The organism is Rubrivivax benzoatilyticus JA2 = ATCC BAA-35, assembly GCF_000190375.1.
Lineage (GTDB): Bacteria > Pseudomonadota > Gammaproteobacteria > Burkholderiales > Burkholderiaceae_C > Rubrivivax > Rubrivivax benzoatilyticus.
Genome location: NZ_AEWG01000153.1, coordinates 22,835 through 39,160 on the forward strand (window position 1 = coordinate 22,835; position 16,326 = coordinate 39,160).

The 16,326-nt window shown below is 71.7% G+C and carries 17 protein-coding genes; 8 read left to right on the forward strand and 9 right to left on the reverse strand.

The features are described from left to right. Positions 1–35 precede the first annotated feature (35 nt). The 4 genes from cobA to RBXJA2T_RS17070 are packed head-to-tail and all read right to left on the reverse strand — an operon-like array spanning position 36 to position 3,632. Entirely contained in the window at positions 36–776 is a 741-nt protein-coding gene (gene cobA, locus RBXJA2T_RS17055) for a uroporphyrinogen-III C-methyltransferase (RefSeq protein WP_009858671.1), read from the reverse strand. 16 nt (positions 777–792) lie between these two features. Beyond that, entirely contained in the window at positions 793–1,524 is a 732-nt protein-coding gene (locus RBXJA2T_RS17060; RefSeq protein ID WP_009858672.1) for a phosphoadenylyl-sulfate reductase, read from the reverse strand. 4 nt (positions 1,525–1,528) lie between these two features. Further along, positions 1,529–1,912 (reverse strand): DUF934 domain-containing protein, encoded by a 384-nt coding sequence (locus tag RBXJA2T_RS17065; RefSeq protein ID WP_009858673.1) that lies wholly within the window; start codon positions 1,910–1,912, stop codon positions 1,529–1,531. A 7-nt stretch (positions 1,913–1,919) separates the two neighbouring features. Further along, positions 1,920–3,632: a nitrite/sulfite reductase gene (locus RBXJA2T_RS17070; protein WP_009858674.1), complete on the reverse strand. Its 1,713-nt coding sequence runs from the start codon at positions 3,630–3,632 to the stop codon at positions 1,920–1,922. A gap of 121 nt (positions 3,633–3,753) precedes the next feature. On the opposite strand from RBXJA2T_RS17070, the gene RBXJA2T_RS17075 reads away from it, so the two are divergent. Continuing rightward, entirely contained in the window at positions 3,754–4,650 is an 897-nt protein-coding gene (locus tag RBXJA2T_RS17075; protein WP_029718381.1) for a patatin-like phospholipase family protein, read from the forward strand. Positions 4,651–4,675: 25 nt separating this feature from the next. On the opposite strand, the gene RBXJA2T_RS17080 is transcribed toward RBXJA2T_RS17075, so the two are convergent. Further along, complete coding sequence (locus RBXJA2T_RS17080; RefSeq protein ID WP_009858676.1) at positions 4,676–5,245, reverse strand: helix-turn-helix domain-containing protein; 570 nt, start codon at positions 5,243–5,245, stop codon at positions 4,676–4,678. Positions 5,246–5,260: 15 nt separating this feature from the next. Here RBXJA2T_RS17080 and RBXJA2T_RS17085 point away from each other — a divergent pair, with 15 nt between their 5' ends. Next, the gene (locus RBXJA2T_RS17085; protein WP_029718380.1) at positions 5,261–6,163 is read left to right on the forward strand and encodes a DMT family transporter; all 903 of its coding nucleotides are present in this window, start codon (positions 5,261–5,263) and stop codon (positions 6,161–6,163) included. Here RBXJA2T_RS17085 and RBXJA2T_RS17090 read toward each other — a convergent pair. Further along, entirely contained in the window at positions 6,153–6,572 is a 420-nt protein-coding gene (locus tag RBXJA2T_RS17090) for a GreA/GreB family elongation factor (protein ID WP_009858678.1), read from the reverse strand. The genes RBXJA2T_RS17085 and RBXJA2T_RS17090 overlap by 11 nt on opposite strands. 350 nt (positions 6,573–6,922) lie before the next feature. After that, the gene (locus tag RBXJA2T_RS17095; protein ID WP_009858680.1) at positions 6,923–7,480 is read right to left on the reverse strand and encodes a phasin family protein; all 558 of its coding nucleotides are present in this window, start codon (positions 7,478–7,480) and stop codon (positions 6,923–6,925) included. A 133-nt stretch (positions 7,481–7,613) separates the two neighbouring features. On the opposite strand from RBXJA2T_RS17095, the gene RBXJA2T_RS17100 reads away from it, so the two are divergent. Genes RBXJA2T_RS17100 through RBXJA2T_RS17115 form a run of 4 tightly spaced genes read left to right on the forward strand, consistent with a single transcriptional unit; the run spans position 7,614 to position 10,683 of the window. Beyond that, positions 7,614–8,558 (forward strand): histone deacetylase family protein, encoded by a 945-nt coding sequence (locus tag RBXJA2T_RS17100; protein WP_009858681.1) that lies wholly within the window; start codon positions 7,614–7,616, stop codon positions 8,556–8,558. After that, positions 8,555–8,998, forward strand: a complete 444-nt coding sequence (locus tag RBXJA2T_RS17105) for an acyl-CoA thioesterase (RefSeq protein WP_009858682.1) — start codon at positions 8,555–8,557, stop codon at positions 8,996–8,998. The genes RBXJA2T_RS17100 and RBXJA2T_RS17105 overlap by 4 nt, the downstream gene beginning before the upstream one ends. After that, positions 8,995–9,696, forward strand: a complete 702-nt coding sequence (locus RBXJA2T_RS17110; protein WP_009858683.1) for a nitroreductase — start codon at positions 8,995–8,997, stop codon at positions 9,694–9,696. Before RBXJA2T_RS17105 ends, RBXJA2T_RS17110 begins: the two co-directional genes overlap by 4 nt. After that, on the forward strand, positions 9,697–10,683 hold the full coding sequence (locus RBXJA2T_RS17115; RefSeq protein ID WP_009858684.1) for a 2-hydroxyacid dehydrogenase: 987 nt from the start codon (positions 9,697–9,699) through the stop codon (positions 10,681–10,683). Here the strand turns inward: RBXJA2T_RS17115 and otsB are convergent, their stop codons facing one another. Together otsB and RBXJA2T_RS17125 are read right to left on the reverse strand one after the other, a co-directional pair. Beyond that, positions 10,684–11,454 (reverse strand): trehalose-phosphatase, encoded by a 771-nt coding sequence (gene otsB / locus RBXJA2T_RS17120; protein ID WP_009858685.1) that lies wholly within the window; start codon positions 11,452–11,454, stop codon positions 10,684–10,686. After that, positions 11,451–13,703: an alpha,alpha-trehalose-phosphate synthase (UDP-forming) gene (locus tag RBXJA2T_RS17125; RefSeq protein WP_009858686.1), complete on the reverse strand. Its 2,253-nt coding sequence runs from the start codon at positions 13,701–13,703 to the stop codon at positions 11,451–11,453. The genes otsB and RBXJA2T_RS17125 overlap by 4 nt, the downstream gene beginning before the upstream one ends. A 161-nt stretch (positions 13,704–13,864) precedes the next feature. Between RBXJA2T_RS17125 and RBXJA2T_RS17130 the strand changes: the two genes are divergently transcribed. Beyond that, the gene (locus RBXJA2T_RS17130; protein ID WP_009858687.1) at positions 13,865–15,136 is read left to right on the forward strand and encodes a DNA recombination protein RmuC; all 1,272 of its coding nucleotides are present in this window, start codon (positions 13,865–13,867) and stop codon (positions 15,134–15,136) included. After that, the gene (locus RBXJA2T_RS17135) at positions 15,129–16,307 is read left to right on the forward strand and encodes an MFS transporter (protein WP_050801792.1); all 1,179 of its coding nucleotides are present in this window, start codon (positions 15,129–15,131) and stop codon (positions 16,305–16,307) included. Before RBXJA2T_RS17130 ends, RBXJA2T_RS17135 begins: the two co-directional genes overlap by 8 nt. Positions 16,308–16,326 lie beyond the last annotated feature (19 nt).

A 16,326-nucleotide genomic window follows, 5' to 3' on the forward strand; every position in this document is an offset into this window, starting at 1 on the left:
GCGGTCGCGGGCGAGGGCGCCAAGCGGGCGGAATTTTACGCCTCGCCCTCGGGGGTTCCGGCTTGATCTTGCTCATGCGACAGGGTGAGCGCCGAGGCGCCGGCGCCGACGATGACGACGGTCGGCTGGCCTTCGTGGCTTGCGCCGGCCTCGGCCAGCGTCGCGACGTCGTGGTGGCTGCGCGCCTCGTCGGGCCAGCCGGCACGCGAGACGACGAGCGCCGGCGTGTCGGCCGGCCAGCCGGCGGCACGCAGCCGTTCGCCGAGCACGCCGAGCTGCTTCCCGGCCATGTAGAAGACCTGGGTGTCGGCGGCGTGGCTCACCTCCAGCCGGCGTTCGCGCGTCATCGCGGTACTGAAGGCGACGCTGCGGCCGCGGGCGCGGCGTGTCAGCGGGCGCTGCGCCGACGCGGCGGCGGCCAGCGCGGCGGTCACCCCGGGCACGATCTCGCTGGCGATGCCGGCGCGTGCCAGCGCCGCCAGTTCCTCCTCGAGGCGGCCGAAGAGGCTGGGGTCACCGCCCTTGAGCCGCACGACGACGGCATGGCGCTGTGCCATCTCGACGAGCAGGGCGTCGATCTCGGATTGATGCGTGGAATGGCGGAAGCCGCGTTTGCCGACGTCGATCCACTCGGCACGCGGCGCCAGCTCGCGCAGCGCCGGGTCGGTCAGCGCGTCGTGCAGCACGACGTCGGCTTCGGCGAGACGGCGCGCGCCGCGCACGGTGATCAGATCGGCGGCGCCGGGGCCGGCGCCGATGAAGACGACGCGGCCCATCAGCGGCGCCCTTGTATCACGCGGCGATCGGCTCGGGCCGCAGGTGCAGCCCGCACTCCTTGGCGCCTTCCTGCTCCCACCACCAGCGCCCGGCGCGGTGGTCTTCGCCCAGCGAGACGGCGCGCGTGCAGGGCGCGCAGCCGATGCTCGGGAAGAACTGGTCGTGCAGCGGGTTGTACGGCACGTCGTGCGTGGCGACGTAATGCCAGACGTCGGCTTCGCTCCAGTCGGCCAGCGGGTAGAACTTCTCGCGGCTGTCGGCGTCGAGCTCGAAGTGCGGCACACGCGAACGCGACTCCGACTGCTCGCGGCGCAGCCCGGTGATCCAGGCCGTGCGCCCTTCGAGCAGGCGGCGCATCGGCTCCTTCTTGCGCACGTCGCAGCAGTTCTTGCGCAGCTCGACGCTGCGGTACATGGCGTCGCTGCCATGACGGCCCACGAACTGCATGACGGCCTCCTGCTGAGGGCGGAAGACCTGCACCTCGACGCCGTAGCGCTGACGGATGCGCGGGATCAGCGCCAGCGTCTCGGCGTGCAGCGCGCCGGTGTCCAGCGTCGCGACCGGGATCGCCAGGCCGTGGCGCGCGATCAGGTCGGTGATGACCATGCCTTCGACGCCCAGGCTGGTGGCCTGGACGATGCGGCCGGCGTGGTCGGCGGCGGCCTCGCGCAGCAGCGCGACGGCGTGCGCGACCCGGGCATCGTGGCCGCGGGTCTTGCGGGCGTGCAGTTCGATGGCGGTGGGCATACGTTCAGGCAGCGTGGACGATGGGGGTGGCGCGGGCGCCGGTGACGTCGCCCTGGTACTGGCCCGGGAACCGGCCCAGCGTGCGCAGCGCGACGGCCGGATCCTGGTCGGCGCGCAGCTGGGCGGCGTCGAAGCCGCAGCGCTGCAGCATCGGCAGCATGTCGCCGACGACCTCGCCGGTGGCGATCAGCTCGCCGGCGTAGCGCAGCCGCAGGCGCAGCAGCACGGCCTGCGAGTAGGCGCGGCCGTCGGTCCACTTCGGGAAGTGCAGCACGACGGCGCGGGCGGCGGCGATCTCGTCGCGGCGCTCCAGCACGTCGACGGTGTTGTCGAACGCCAGCGCGTCGGCGGGCAGCGGGGAGTGGGTCTCGATCAAACGCATGGACATCTCGGGATCAGGCTTCGGCCGCGGCGGTGCTGCGGCGCACGGCGTCGGCGGCGGCGCGCAGCGGGGCCACGCCCAGGCGGCGCACGGTGTCGACGAAACGTTCGCCGGCCTGGCGCTCGGCGCGGTAGAGCTCGACCAGCGCCTCGACGACGTCGGGCACCTCGTCGGCGGCGAAGGACGGGCCGATCACCTTGCCGGCTGCGGCCGGGCCGTTGGCCAGCGAGCCGTCGGAGCCGGCGACCGTGACCTGGAACCACTCGCTGCCGTCCTTGTCGACGCCGAGGATGCCGATGTGGCCGGTGTGGTGGTGGCCGCAGGAGTTCATGCAGCCGCTGATGTGCAGGTCGATGTCGCCCAGGTCGTAGAGCGCGTCCAGATCCTCGAAGCGCTCGCGGATCGCCGCGGCGACCGGCAGCGACCGTGCGTTGGCCAGCGAGCACAGGTCGCCGCCGGGGCAGGCGATCATGTCGGTCAAGAGGCCGATGTTGGGCGTCGCGAAGCCGTCCTCGCGCGCGGCCAGCCACAGCGCCCGCAGCTCGTGTTCGGCGACCCAGGGCAGCAGCAGGTTCTGGTCGTGCGTGACACGCAGCTCGCCGTGGCTGAAGCGCTCGGCCAGTTCGGCGGCGCGGTCCATCTGGTCGGCGGTGACGTCGCCGGGCGCCTGGCCGGCGCGCTTGAGCGACAGCGTCACGGCGCGGTAGCCGGCGAGGCGGTGGGCGTGCACGTTGCGCTCCAGCCAGCGTGTGTAGGCCTTGGGTGCGTCGGCATCGACGGCGTGCAGCGCCGGCGCGGCTTCGCTCACCGGGGCGACGAAGTGCGCGGCGACACGGTCCAGCTCGGCCTGCGGCAGCTCCGGCGCGCCGTCGGCCAGCAGCGCCTCGTACTCGGCGTGGACTTCGCGGATGAACTGTTCGCCCAGCGCCTTGACGAGGATCTTGATGCGCGCCTTGTAGAGGTTGTCGCGCCGGCCGTGCAGGTTGTAGACGCGCACGACGGCTTCGAGGAAGACCAGGATGCGCTGCCAGGGCACGAAGGCCGCGACTTCGGTGGCGATGACCGGCGTGCGGCCCATGCCGCCGCCGACCAGGACGCGGAAGCCGACGTCACCCCGTTCGTCGCGCAGCAGCTGCAGGCCGACGTCGTGCCAGGCGATGACCGCCCGGTCGTCGGTCGCGCCGGTGATCGCGACCTTGAACTTGCGCGGCAGGAAGGCGAACTCGGGGTGCAGCGTGCTCCACTGGCGCAGCAGCTCGGCATAGGGCCGCGGGTCGACGATCTCGTCGGGCGCGATGCCGGCCAGCGCGTCGGTGGTCACGTTGCGGATGCAGTTGCCGCTGGTCTGCACGCCGTGCAGGTCGGCTTCGGCGAGCAGCTCCATCACGTCGGCCGAACGCTCCAGCGGGATCCAGTTGAACTGGCAGTTGTGGCGCGTCGTGAAGTGGCCAAAACCACCGCGTTCGGCCGGCGTGCCGGCGTCCTGCAGGTCGAACTCGCGTGCCACGCGGGCCAGCGCACGCAGCTGGCGCGAGGACAGCTCGCCATAGGGCACCGCGATGCGCGCCATCGGCGCGTGGCGCTGCACGTACCAGCCGTTCTGCAGCCGAAGCGGGCGGAACAGTTCGTCGGGCAACTGGCCGGCCAGGTGGCGTTCGAGCTGGTCGCGGTATTGCGCGGCACGGGCCCGGATGAACTGGCGGTCGAAGTCGGTGTACTGGTACATGGACGGCAGGATTCGCTGGAGGCGCGACTGTAAGCAAGCTGCTTATAGATGAAAAGTACAGAGTTGTGAGGTGCTTATCGCCTTAGGTTATGAGTTGAAGTTCTTAGAATCGACGCTGACCATGCGCAGACTTCTCGGGACGTTCCTCGTCCTCCTCCTGGCCGCGTGCCAGAGCGTGCCGCTGACGGCACCACCCGCTTCCCCGCCCGCCACCGAGACCGCCGTGCCCAAGCCGCCGCCGCGCCCGCCGCGCGTCGGCCTCGCGCTGGGCGGCGGCGCCGCGCGCGGCTTCTCGCACATCGGCGTGATCCAGGTGCTGGAGGAGAACGGCATCCGCCCGGATCTCGTCGCCGGCACCTCGGCCGGCAGCCTCGTGGCCGCGCTCTACGCCTCGGGCAAGAGCGGCGCCGAACTCGGCATGCTGGCGATGACGATGGACGAAGGCGCGATCACCGACTGGGCCTTCCCCGGCCGCGCGCTGCTGCGTGGCGAGGCGCTGGCGCGCTACGTGCGCGAGCACACCGGCGGCCGCGCCATCGAGCAGATGCGGCTGCCGCTGGGCATCGTCGCGACCGACCTGGACAGCGGCGCACCGATCCTGTTCCAGCGCGGCGACACCGGCACCGCGGTGCGTGCGTCGAGTGCCGTGCCGGCGGTGTTCCAGCCGGTGACGATCGGCGGCCGCGAGTACGTCGACGGCGGCCTCGTGTCACCGGTGCCGGTGCGATTCGCGCGCCAGATGGGCGCCGACCTGGTCATCGCGATCGACATCTCGGCCGTGCCCGACGGCGCGCCGACCGGCGACGCGATGAAGATGCTGCTGCAGACCTTCTCGATCATGAGCCGCAGCATCAACCACTACGAGCTGCGCGACGCCGACATCGTGCTGCGTCCGGCGCTGGCCGGCGTCTCCAGCGCCGACTTCACGGCACGCCGGCGTTCGATCCAGGCCGGCCGCGAAGCCGCGCTGGCGGCGCTGCCGGCGATCAAGGCGAAGATCGCGGCGCTGACGCGCTGAGCGGCGTTGACGTGCCGAGCGGTGCTCAGGCGACGACGTTGCGGATGAAGCGTGTCGTCGCCTCGCTGGCGTTGGCGTACGCGTAGGGCTGCGAGCTCGGGTAGACGAGGTAGTCGCCGGCCGCCAGCTCGCGCGGGCCGCCGGCCAGCTCCAGCTGCAGCCGGCCCTCGACGACGACGATCATCTCGTGCCAGCCCTCGGGGTCGGGCTCGGCGTCGTAGCGCTCGCCCGGCGCCAGCGTCCAGGCCCAGAGCTGGGCCTCGTGGCGGGCCGGCACGCTGGCCTGCAGCACCGCGACGCTGTCCTCGTGGCGGCCGCGCCAGGCCACCGCGTCCAGCCGCAGCGTCTGCGCCGCCGGGTCGCGCACCAGGTCGGCGAAGCCGACACCCAGCGCCTCGGCCAGACGGTCCAGCCGCGACAGGCTGATGTTGGTGTCACCTTGTTCGAGCGCGACGATCATGCGCCGACTCAGGCCCGAGGCCTCGGCCAGCGCCGCCTGGCTCAGCCCGGCGTTTTGGCGGGCGGCACGCAGGTTCTGGCCGACGAAGGCCAGCACGTCACCGTGGCGCGAGGCAATGTGCAGTTTATTGCTCATGTTATCCTGAGCAGTATGTTGCACATGCTGGCCCGCGGCAAGACGGCCTGGCCCTTCAGCCGCCAGGAAGCCGCGCTGATCGCGATCACGGCGCTCTGGGGCACGACCTTCCTGATCGTGCACGTCGCGATGCGCCACAGCGGGCCGTTCTTCTTCGTCGGCCTGCGTTTCGTCACCGCGGGGCTGCTGGCGCTGGTGGTGTTCCGGCACGCGCTGGCCGGGCTGACACGCCAGGAGCTGTGGGCCGGCATCACGATCGGCGGCTCGATCTTCCTCGGTTACGGCTTGCAGACGATGGGTCTGCAATCGATCAGCAGCAGCAAGTCAGCGTTCATCACCGCGCTGTACGTGCCGCTGGTGCCGCTGCTGCAGTGGCTGGTGCTGCGCGAGGCGCCCAAACCGATGGCGATGCTGGGCATCGTGCTCGCGTTCGCCGGGCTGGTGCTTCTCGCCGGCCCCGAAGCGGGCAGCGGGGCGATCGGGCCAGGCGAGCTGGCGACCATCCTCAGCGCCTTCGCGATCGCCGCCGAGATCCTGCTGATCGGCCGTTTCGCGCGCCGCGTCGACGTGCGCCGCATCACCGCCGTGCAGTTGCTGGCCGCCGGGCTGATGTCCTGGGCCGCGATGCCGGTGCTGGGCGAGGCCGTTCCGGCGTTCTCGTGGGTCTGGCTGGCGGCGGCCGTCGGCCTGGGTGCGGCCAGCGTCGCGATCCAGCTGACGATCAACTGGGCGCAGCGGTCGGTCGCGCCGGTGCGCGCGACGATCATCTACGCCGGCGAGCCCGTGTGGGGCGGCATCGTCGGCCGTCTGGCCGGCGACCGGCTGCCGGCCGAGGCCTTCGTCGGCGCCGCGCTGGTGCTCGCCGGCACCTTGGTCAGCGAGCTCAAGCCGCGGCGCCGCCGCCCGCTCAGCGACTGAAGTCGCCCGCCGCTTCCGGCTGGTAGGGCAGGGCCTCGATGCGCGCCGTGTGCTCTTCGCCGGCCGGGCCGCGCCAGCCGATGCTGTCGCCGACACGCGCGCCCAGCAGCGCCATGCCCAGCGGCGAGAACACCGAGACCCGTTCGATGCCGTCGGGCTGGTCGTCGGGGTAGCAGAGCGTCAGGTCCAGCAGCTCGCCGCCGCGGGACAGCACGACACGCGAGCGCATCGTGACGACGTCGGCCGGCAGCGTCTTCGGGTCGACGACCTCGGCCAGGTCGAGCATGTCGCGGGCGTGGTCGGCGAGGGCCTCCGACACCCGTGTGCCGCCGCGCGGCGTCGAGACGAGGTTGAAGAGGCGGTCGTGGTCGAGCCAGCCGAGCTGGCGTTCGTGGACGAGGGTGTTCAAGCGGTTCTCCGGTGGGCAGGCGTTGTCCCTGGGGGCGGGGCCCGGCGACCGGAGAGAGGGGGGATTCGGGGGGAGGCGGTCGCCGGGCTCAGGAGAGTGCGGCCGCGACCGGCTGGCGCCACGCGCGCAGCACCACGCCCGCCGAGAGGGCGTGCAGGATGGTGCAGACGCGGGAAGACATGGGCCGATGGTAAGCCGTACGGGCGGCGCTTGAAAAGAAAGAGCCCGGCACGGGGCCGGGCTGAAGACATCGTTGCGGATGCGCGGATGCCGAGGAGACAACCTTCCAGAGAGAGCCGGGGAGTGCCCCGACAACACTCAGATGCGGTGCGCCCCGCTGGATTTCAAGGTCAGGCGGCGGTGCGCTTGGCGCGGCCCGTGGTCTGCGTGGCCTTGACGGCGGTGTTCGTGACGGCCTGGAAGTTGGCCTCGGCCACTTCGGCGGCCTGCTTGGCGGCCTTCTGCACGCTCTCGAACGCGTTGTTGGCGGCCGAGACGGCGGAACGAACCAGCGCGGCGGCGCTTTCGGTGCCGGCCGGGGCGTTCTTCACCGCGGTGTCGACCAGCGACAGCGTGGTCTTCTGGGCGTCGGCCAGCGTGGACTCGGCGACCTTGGTGAACTCGGCGTTGGTGCCGGCCAGGATGTCGTACAGGTGGCGGCTGTAGGCGGCGGCCTTCTCGGCGCTCGGTTGCAGCAGGCCGGCCTGCAGCGTCAGCAGTTCCTGCGGGTCCTTGACCGACAGCGCGGCCTTGGTCGTCTCGGCCAGTTCGCTCAGCGAGGTCTTGGTGACCTGCAGGTTCAGCTCGACGAGCTTCTCGACGCCTTCGAAGGCGGTCTGGGTCAGGCCGAACAGGGTCTCGACCTGGGCCTTCTGCGCGGCAAGCCATTGTTCCGGGGTGTAGGTCATGTCGATCTCCGTGTGTGGGTGACAGAATTGCTGCACTGCAGCATGAGCCGAAGTATAGAGATCGCTCCCGCTGCCGCAAGCGTTTTTTGCTGCGCTGCAACATTCTAGGGAGCCGTTCCTAGAATCGACCGCGATGCGCGCCTTCCACTCGGACCGCTTCGTGCTGCCGCTGCCGGCCGGCCACCCGTTCCCGATGCACAAGTACCACCTGCTGCGCGAGGCGGTGGCGGCGACGCTGCCGGCGATCCGCGTCGAGCCGGCACCCGCGGCCAGCGACGGCGAACTGGCGCTGGCGCACGAGCCGGCCTGGATCGACGCCGTGGCGCACGGCACGACCAGCGCCGCGCAGCAGCGCGAGATCGGCTTCCCGTGGAGCGAGGCGATGGCCGAACGTGCCCGGCATTCGGTCGGCGCGACGATCGCCGCGGCGCGCGCCGCGCTGTTCGACGGCGACGGTGTCGCCGCCAACCTGGCCGGCGGCACGCACCACGCCTATGCCCACAAAGGCTCGGGTTATTGCGTCTTCAACGACGTCGCGGTGGCGGCGCGGCTGATGCAGGCCGAGTGGTACCGCGTGCACCGCGCCGGGCTGCAGGTGCTGGTCGTCGACCTCGACGTGCACCAGGGCAACGGCACGGCCTCGATCTTCCGCGACGACGCCAGCGTCTTCACGCTGTCCTTGCACGGCGCGAAGAACTTCCCGTTCCGCAAGGAAGCGAGCGACCTGGACGTCGAGCTGCCCGACGGCTGCGCCGACGCCGAGTACCTGGCGGCGCTGGACGCCGCCTTGTCCGAAGCCTGGCGCCGGCTGCGCACGCCGCCCGGGCTGGCCTTCTATCTGGCCGGCGCCGACCCGCACGAGGGCGACCGACTGGGCCGGCTGAAGCTGAGCGCCGAAGGCCTGGCCGAACGCGACCGGCGCGTTTTCACGGCGCTCGCCGAACGCCACGTGCCGGTCGCCGTGACGATGGCCGGCGGCTACGGCCGCGACATCGCCGTCACCGTCGAGATCCAGCGCCGCACGCTGGAAAACGCCTTGGCGGCGCAGCGCGCCTGGACCGGAGAATCGCCCGCATGAGCCACCGCCCGCAGCCGCTGCCGCGCAGCCACTACCCGCGTTTCGACTCGATCACGACTCGCTGGATGGACAACGACGTCTACGGCCACGTCAACAACGTCGTCTACTACAGCTTCTTCGACACCGCGGTGAACCGCTGGCTGATCGACGCCGGCGCGCTGGACATGCACGCCGGCGAGGTCATCGGCCTGGTCGTCGAGACGCAGTGCCACTACTTCGCGCCGCTGGCCTTCCCGCAGCGCGTCGACGCCGGGCTGCGTGTCGCGCACCTGGGCCGCTCCAGCGTGCGCTACGAGGTCGGCCTGTTCGCCGAAGGCGAGCCGGTGACGGCCGCCGCCGGCCACTTCGTGCACGTCTACGTCGACCGGGCCACACGGCGCCCGGTCGCGCTGCCGCCGGCGCTGCTCGCCGCCCTGCAACCGCTCGTCGTTCCCGCATGACACCGACGCCCGACTCCATCGCTGCGGTCGACGCCGCGATCACCTCGCGCCGATCGATCCGCGCCTTCCGCCCCGACCCGGTGCCGCGCGAGACCGTCGAACGCATCCTCGAAGTCGCCTCGCGCGCGCCTTCGGGCACCAACGTGCAGCCCTGGAAGGTCACGGTGCTGACCGGCGCCGCCAAGGCGCGGCTGTCGGCGCGCATCCGCGCCGCCTACGACGACCCGGCCGAACGGGCGCGCCACGCCGAGGAGTACGCCTATTACCCGGCCGAATGGGTCTCGCCCTACATCGAGCGCCGGCGCAAGGTCGGCTGGGACCTCTACGGGCTGCTGGGCATCGCCAAGACCGACAAGCAGCGCATGCACGAGCAGCACGGTCGCAACTACGCCTTCTTCGACGCGCCGGTGGGCCTGATCTTCACGATCGGCCGCGTGCTCGGCCAGGGCAGCTGGCTGGACTACGGCATGTTTCTGCAGAACGTGATGGTCGCCGCCCGCGCGCGCGGGCTGGACACCTGCCCGCAGGCTGCGTTTACTCAGTTCCACCGCATCGTCGCCGACGAGCTGGCCCTGCCTGCCGACGAGATGCTCGTCTGCGGCATGGCGCTCGGATACGCCGACCCCGAGGCGCCGGAGAATGCCCTCGTCACCGAGCGCGAACCCGTCGCGGGTTTCGCGCGTTTCCTGGAGTCCTGAATGTCCCGTCCCGCCGTGCTCGTCGCCCGAGCCGTGTTCCCCGAAGTCCTCGAGCGTCTGAGCACCTATTTCGACGTCGAAGCCAACCCCGACGACACGCCCTGGAGCCGCGAGGAGCTGCTCGCCCGTCTGGCCGGCAAGTCCGGCCTGTTCGCCACCGGCAGCGTGCAGGTCGACGCCGCGCTGCTCGACGCCTGCCCGCAGCTGCGGGTCGTCGCCAACATGGCGGTCGGCTACAACAACCTCGACATCGCCGCTTTCAACGTGCGCGGCGTGCTGGCGACCAACACGCCCGACGTGCTGACCGAGACGACGGCCGACTTCGGTTTCGGCCTGATGCTCGCCGCCGCGCGCCGCATGAGCGAGTCCGAGCGCTTCCTGCGGGCCGGCCAGTGGAAACGCTGGCGCTACGACACGCTCACCGGCAGTGACGTGCACGGCGCGACGCTGGGCATCCTCGGCATGGGCCGCATCGGCCAGGCCATCGCGCGCCGCGGCGCGCTGGGCTTCGGCATGAAGGTCATCTATCACAACCGCAGCCGCCTGCCGGCCGAGCAGGAAGCGCCGATCGGCGCACGCTGGGTCGACAAGGCGACGCTGCTGTCCGAAGCCGACCACCTGGTGCTGGTCCTGCCGTACAGCCCGGAGAGCCACCACGCCATCGGCGCGGCCGAACTGGCGGCGATGAAGCCGACGGCGACGCTGACCAACGTCGCGCGCGGCGGCATCGTCGACGACCGGGCGCTGATCGAGGCGCTGCGCGAGCGCCGCATCGCCGCCGCGGCGCTGGACGTCTTCGAAGGCGAGCCGGCTTTCGACCCGGGTTTCCTGGACCTGCCCAACGTCGTGCTGACGCCGCACATCGCCAGCGCGACGGTGGCCACGCGCCGCGCGATGGCCGATCTGGCGGCCGACAACCTGATCGCCGCGCTGACCGGCGGCACGCCGCCGACGCCGGTCAACCCGCAGGTGCTGGCGCCGCGCTGATCAGCGCCGTTCGGGCAGCTGCGCCAGCAGCTGCTCGAGCAGCTGCGCGACCTCGGACTGGCTGTCGAGGAAAAACCGTGCCTGCGAGGTCGGCTCGCGTCCGACGCGCAAGGTCAGCCAGTGCAGCGGCGCACGTTCGAAGACGACCTCGTCGTTGAGGTCGTCGCCGACGAAGAGCGCGCTGTCACAGCCCGCCGCGGCCACCAGCGAGAAGACGGCGTCGGCCTTGTCCGGCGCGTCGGCGCCGACGACGTTGACGACGCACTTGCCGCCGAAGCGCCGCAGGCCGGTGTCCAGCGTGCCGAGCCGGGCGTCGATCTCGGCGAGCGCCGCGTCGCGGTCGCGCGCCAGGCGGTAGTGCAGGGCGAACGAATGCTGCTTGTCCTCGATGCGCACGCCGGCGGCGGCGAGCGCCGGCTCGGCGTCGGCCAGTCGCTGGCGCAGCGTGTCCAGCGCCTGCAGCGTCTCGGCCGACGCGGGTTCGATCGTGTTCTCGGCGCCGTGGTTGCCGACGATCCAGCCGGGCTCGAAACCCAGCCGCGGGCGCACGTCGTCGACGGCACGGCCGGTGACGATGGCCAGCGGCCGGCGTGCCGCCAGCTGCGCCAGCCGGCGTGACAGCGCCGCCGAGATGCGCGCGTCCTCGGGGCGAGCGACGATGGGTGCCAGCGTGCCGTCGAAGTCGAAGGCCAGCAGCGGGTCGCGGCGGCACAGGGCGTCGAAGGCGGCGTGGCCTTCGGGCGAGAAGAGATGGCGTCTGGGGGTGTTCATCGGCTGCTGCGGTGCCGGTAGCGCTCGACACGCGCTTCGATGCGTTCGCGCAGGCGCGAGCGCCCGGCGTCGGCCAGCATCAGGCCGGCCCAGCGGAAGACGTTGGCCTCGCGGATCGTCATGCGCAGGCTGGCCATGCGCTCGCGCTGCTCGGCGCGCGGCATCGTCAGCGCGCGGTGCAGGGCGTCGGCGGTTTCCTCGACGTGGTACGGGTTCACGATCAAGGCCTCGTTGAGCTCGCGCGCGGCGCCGGCGAAGCGGCTCAGGATCAGCACGCCGGCTTCGTCGTCGCGCGCCGCGCAGTACTCCTTGCAGACGAGGTTCATGCCGTCGTGCAGGCTGGTGACGACGCAGACCTCGCTGGCGCGGTAGAGCTCGTTGACGGCGTCGCTGTCGTGGTGCTCGGCCAGCAGCCGCACCGGCTGCCAGTGATCGTTGCCGAAACGCGTGTTGATGCGCTCGGTGATCTCCTTGATGCGGTCCTGGAAGACGCGGTACTCGGGCAGCGAGCTGCGCGTCGGCGCGGCCACCTGCACGAAGCTGAAGCGGTCGATCCAGCGCGGGTACTTCTCCAGCAGGCGCTCGACGGCGTGCAGACGCTCGACGATGCCCTTGGTGTAGTCGAAGCGGTCGACGCCGCAGGCGATCAGCTGGTCCTCGGGCAGGCCCAGGCGGCGGCGTACGGCCTGGCGGCACTCGTCGACCGAAGGCCGGCGCGCCACCGTCTCGTCGTCGGGCCATTCGATCGAGATCGGATAGCTCTCGATGAAGGTCTCGTCGTCGCGGTAGGAGACGACCGAGTGCTCGTGCTCGATGCGCGCCTCGAGGTAGCGGTCCACCGTCTCGATGAAGTTCTTGCAGTGGTAGCGCGTGTGGAAGCCCAGGATCGTGCTGCCCAGCATGCCTTCGAGCAGCTCGCGCCGCCACGGGCAGATGCCGAAGCTCTCGGGGTTGGGCCAGGGGATGTGCCAGAACGTGAGGATGGTCGCGCGCGGCAGCTTGGCGCGCACCATCGCCGGCAGCAGCGCGAAGTGGTAGTCCTGCACCAGCACGATCGGGTCTTCGCTGCGCGCCTCGGCGACCACCGCGTCGGCGAAACGCTGGTTGACCTCGCGGTAACGCTGCCAGTCGGACTCGCGGAACACCGGCCGCACGTGGGCCACGTGGCACAGCGGCCACAGGCCCTCGTTGGCGAAGCCGTAGTAGTAGCCGGCTTCCTCTTCCTCGGTGAGCCAGAGGCGGCGCAGCGTGTAGTCCTCGTGGCCCGGCGGCACGCGGATGCGATCGTTCGCGTCGACGACCTCGCGGTCGGCGCTGCCGCTGCCGTGCGCGATCCAGGTGCCCGAGCAGGCGCGCATCACCGGCTCGACGGCGGTCACCAGGCCGCTGGCCGGACGCTTGACGACGACGCTGCCGTCTTCGTTGCGCTGGTGCAGGTAGGGCTCGCGGTTGGAGACGACGATGACCTCGTCGCCACGCAGCTGCGTGCGCAGCAGCAGGCGCAGGCGTTCGGCGTTCCACTCCGACTCCAGCCCCAGCGAGCGCCGGTACTCGTCTTCGAGGTCGCGCAGCCGCGACCGCAGCTCCAGCGCCAGCGGCTCGAGTTCGGGCGAGGGTTCGTCGACCAGCGGCCGAACGATGCCTTCGCCGCGCAGCAGCGCGCGTGCGCCGCGCATCCAGCCGCGCCAGCTGACCTGGGCGACGACCATCGTGATCAGCGAGATCGTCACGCCCAGCGCGATGATCAGGATCAGCAGGTAGCGCCGCGTGTCCTGGCTGCGGCGCTCGATGAAGCTCATGTCCTGCAGCAGAACCAGCTCGCCGACCTGGCCGGTCTCGCCCTGCACCGGATAGATGCCGGCATGCACGGTGCCGCCGGCGATCGACAGCTCGGGGTCGGGGCGCGACGCGGCCTCGCGCACCTGGGCGCAGGACAGGTCGGGCGGGAAGCCGTAGCTGGCCACCGCCAGCCGGTCGCCGGGTTCGCACAGGCCGATGGCGACCATGCGTTCGTCCTGGACGGCGCGGTTGAACAGGCTGCGCAGGCGGTTGGCGCGGCGGCCGTCGGACAGCGACTCGACGATCGAGTCGGACAGCGTGTTGGCGACGAGGTTGCCGCGGGTCGTCAGGTCGCGCGCGAACCAGCGCAGCGTCAGCTTGTCCATCAGCGGCAGGGCCAGGTAGGCGGCTGCCACCAGCGTCGCGACCAGCGGGAGCAGGAAGCGAAGCTGTAGGCGCAGGGTTCGCATCAGGGCAGCAGAACGGGCGCCGGCGCGCCCGTGGTGGTGGACAAGGCCGCCCACTGTACCGACCACCCTCCGGCCTTCGTGAGAACCCTCACGGATCGCGGGCATGAATCCCGCTTCCGTTGGCGCCGCCAGCGCCGGGCCGGGCCTGAGACAATCGTGTGATGCCCGACTGGACCGTTCCGGCGCTGCTGGCGCTGAACCTGCTGCTGCTGGCCTGGATCGCGCTGCGCCGTCCCGACGACGGCGCCGAGCGCCGACTGGAAACCGAACTGCGCGACGAACTGGCGCGCACGACGACGACGCTGCGCGCCGACCTGGCGACGCTGCAGCGTTCGCTGCTGGCCCATGGCGGCGAGAACCAGCGCACGCAGAACGAGCAGATCGATGCGATCCGCCGCCAGCTCGCCGCGTCGCAGGTGCAGGCCGAGGCCTCGATGCGGCGTTTCGGCGAGACGCTGGCCGAGCGGCTGCAATCGCTGTCGGACGCCAACGAACGCCGCCTGGGCGCGCTGCAGGAGGGCAACGAGCGCAAGCTCGAGCAGATGCGCGTGACCGTCGACGAGAAGCTGCAATCGACGCTGGAGCAGCGCCTGGGCGAGAGCTTCCGCCAGGTCGCCGAGCGCCTGGAGCAGGTGCACCGCGGCCTGGGCGAGATGCAGACGCTGGCGCGCGACGTCGGCGCGCTGAGCCGGGTGCTGAACAACGTCAAGACCCGCGGCGTCTTCGGCGAGGTGCAGCTCGCCGCGCTGCTGGAGCAGGTGTTCACCGCCGAGCAGTACGCGGCCAACGTCGCCACCGTGCCGGGCAGCAACGAGCGTGTCGAGTTCGCGATCCGCCTGCCGGGCCAGAAGGACGGCGCACCGCTGTGGCTGCCGATCGATGCCAAGTTCCCGCGCGAGGACTACGAGCGCCTGCTCGACGCCCACGAACGCGCCGACGCCGCCGGCGTCGAGACCGCGGCGCGGGCCATCGAGCAGCGCCTGCGTGCCGAGGCGCGCACGATCCGCCAGAAGTACGTCGCGCCGCCGCACACCACCGATTTCGCGATCCTGTTCGTGCCCACCGAAGGCCTGTACGCCGAGGCGCTGCGCCGCCCCGGGCTGGTCGACGCGCTGCAGCGCGAGCAGCGTGTGATGCTGGCCGGGCCGACGACGCTGCTGGCGACGCTCAACAGCCTGCAGATGGGTTTCCGCACGCTGGCGCTGGAGCGCCGCTCGGCCGAGGTCTGGGAGGTGCTGGGTGCGGTGAAGACCGAGTTCGGCAAGTTCGGCGACGTGCTCGCCAAGACCAAGAAGAAGCTCGAGGAAGCGCACGGCGCGATCGACCAGGCCGAGGTGCGCACGCGCCAGATGGCGCGCCAGCTGAAGGGCGTCGAGGCCCTGCCCGAGGAGCGTGCGGTCGAGCTGCTGCCCGGCGACGGCCGCGATGGCTGAGACGGCTGCCGCGCCGGCGCACGGCCGGGGCTGGCTGGCGGCGCTGATCGCCGGCCAGGTGGGGCTGCACGCGGCGATGGCGGGCCTGCGCATGGCCGCGCCGCTGCAGGCGCTGCGCGAGGGCTACAGCCCCTGGGCTGTGGGCCTGCTGCTGGCGCTGTTCGCCGCCGCGCCGGTGGTGCTGGCGCTGCACTCCGGGCGCCTGGCCGACCGCCACGGCTACCACCGGCCGGTGCACATCGCCATCGGCCTGGTGACGGCGGCGCTGCTGCTGGCGCTGGCCGCCGACTTCGCCGGCGGCACGGCCGGCTTCGGGCTGTTGTGCCTGGCGGCGATGCTGGCCGGCGCCGGCGCCAACATGGGCATGCTGACGATCCAGCGCACCGCCGGGCTGGCTGCGCACGACGGGCCGCAGCGTGTGCGCATCTTCAGCTGGCTGGGCATCGCGCCGTCGTTCTCGAATGTCGTCGGCCCGGTGGCGATCGGCTTCGCGATCGACCTGGCGGGTTTCGCCGCCGGCTACGCGCTGATGCTGCTGCTGCCTCTGGTGACGCTGTTCAGCGCGCGGCGGGTCGAGCGTGTGGTGCCCGCTGCGCAGGCCCCACGGCATGGAACGTCGTGGGACCTGCTCGATGCGCCGGGTCTGAAGCGGCTGCTGCTGGTCAACTGGCTGCTGTCGATGTGCTGGGACGTGCACAGCTTCGCCGTGCCCATCCTCGGCCACGAGCGCGGCTACAGCGCCTCGACGATCGGGCTGGTGCTGGGCACCTTCACGCTGTCGGTGACGGCGGTGCGCGTGCTGATCCCGTGGATCGCCCACCGGCTCGACGAGACCACCGTCGTGCGCGCCGCGATGCTGGGCACCGGCGTCGTCTTCGCCGCCTATCCGCTGGCCTCGTCGCCGTGGGCGATGGGCGGCTGCGCGGTGCTGCTGGGCGTGACGCTGGGCGCGGTGCAGCCGATGATCATGTCGACGCTGCACCAGCTGACGCCGGCGCACCGACACGGCGAGGCGCTGGCCTTCCGCTCGATGGCGATCAACGCGTCGAGCACGGTGATGCCGCTGGTCTTCGGCGCCGCCGGCACGGTGGTCGGCGCGGCGGTGCTGTTCTGGGCCGTCGGCGGCGCGGTCGGCGCCGGCTCGTGGATGGCGCGGCGGCCGGGCGGCTAGAAGCGGATGCCGGCGTCGT

What these genes read in the sequence shown, in the direction of transcription:
- RBXJA2T_RS17070 (WP_009858674.1), bottom strand. Translation starts at nt 3,632, where the DNA reads ATGTACCAGTACACCGACTTCGACCGCCAGTTCATCCGGGCCCGTGCC.
- RBXJA2T_RS17100 (WP_009858681.1), top strand. Translation starts at nt 7,614, where the DNA reads ATGCGCGCCTTCCACTCGGACCGCTTCGTGCTGCCGCTGCCGGCCGGC.
- RBXJA2T_RS17130 (WP_009858687.1), top strand. Translation starts at nt 13,865, where the DNA reads ATGCCCGACTGGACCGTTCCGGCGCTGCTGGCGCTGAACCTGCTGCTG.
- RBXJA2T_RS17080 (WP_009858676.1), bottom strand. Translation starts at nt 5,245, where the DNA reads ATGAGCAATAAACTGCACATTGCCTCGCGCCACGGTGACGTGCTGGCC.
- cobA (WP_009858671.1), bottom strand. Translation starts at nt 776, where the DNA reads ATGGGCCGCGTCGTCTTCATCGGCGCCGGCCCCGGCGCCGCCGATCTG.
- RBXJA2T_RS17105 (WP_009858682.1), top strand. Translation starts at nt 8,555, where the DNA reads ATGAGCCACCGCCCGCAGCCGCTGCCGCGCAGCCACTACCCGCGTTTC.
- RBXJA2T_RS17095 (WP_009858680.1), bottom strand. Translation starts at nt 7,480, where the DNA reads ATGACCTACACCCCGGAACAATGGCTTGCCGCGCAGAAGGCCCAGGTC.
- RBXJA2T_RS17135 (WP_050801792.1), top strand. Translation starts at nt 15,129, where the DNA reads ATGGCTGAGACGGCTGCCGCGCCGGCGCACGGCCGGGGCTGGCTGGCG.
- RBXJA2T_RS17115 (WP_009858684.1), top strand. Translation starts at nt 9,697, where the DNA reads ATGTCCCGTCCCGCCGTGCTCGTCGCCCGAGCCGTGTTCCCCGAAGTC.
- RBXJA2T_RS17125 (WP_009858686.1), bottom strand. Translation starts at nt 13,703, where the DNA reads ATGCGAACCCTGCGCCTACAGCTTCGCTTCCTGCTCCCGCTGGTCGCG.
- RBXJA2T_RS17075 (WP_029718381.1), top strand. Translation starts at nt 3,754, where the DNA reads ATGCGCAGACTTCTCGGGACGTTCCTCGTCCTCCTCCTGGCCGCGTGC.
- RBXJA2T_RS17060 (WP_009858672.1), bottom strand. Translation starts at nt 1,524, where the DNA reads ATGCCCACCGCCATCGAACTGCACGCCCGCAAGACCCGCGGCCACGAT.
- otsB (WP_009858685.1), bottom strand. Translation starts at nt 11,454, where the DNA reads ATGAACACCCCCAGACGCCATCTCTTCTCGCCCGAAGGCCACGCCGCC.
- RBXJA2T_RS17085 (WP_029718380.1), top strand. Translation starts at nt 5,261, where the DNA reads ATGTTGCACATGCTGGCCCGCGGCAAGACGGCCTGGCCCTTCAGCCGC.
- RBXJA2T_RS17110 (WP_009858683.1), top strand. Translation starts at nt 8,995, where the DNA reads ATGACACCGACGCCCGACTCCATCGCTGCGGTCGACGCCGCGATCACC.
- RBXJA2T_RS17065 (WP_009858673.1), bottom strand. Translation starts at nt 1,912, where the DNA reads ATGTCCATGCGTTTGATCGAGACCCACTCCCCGCTGCCCGCCGACGCG.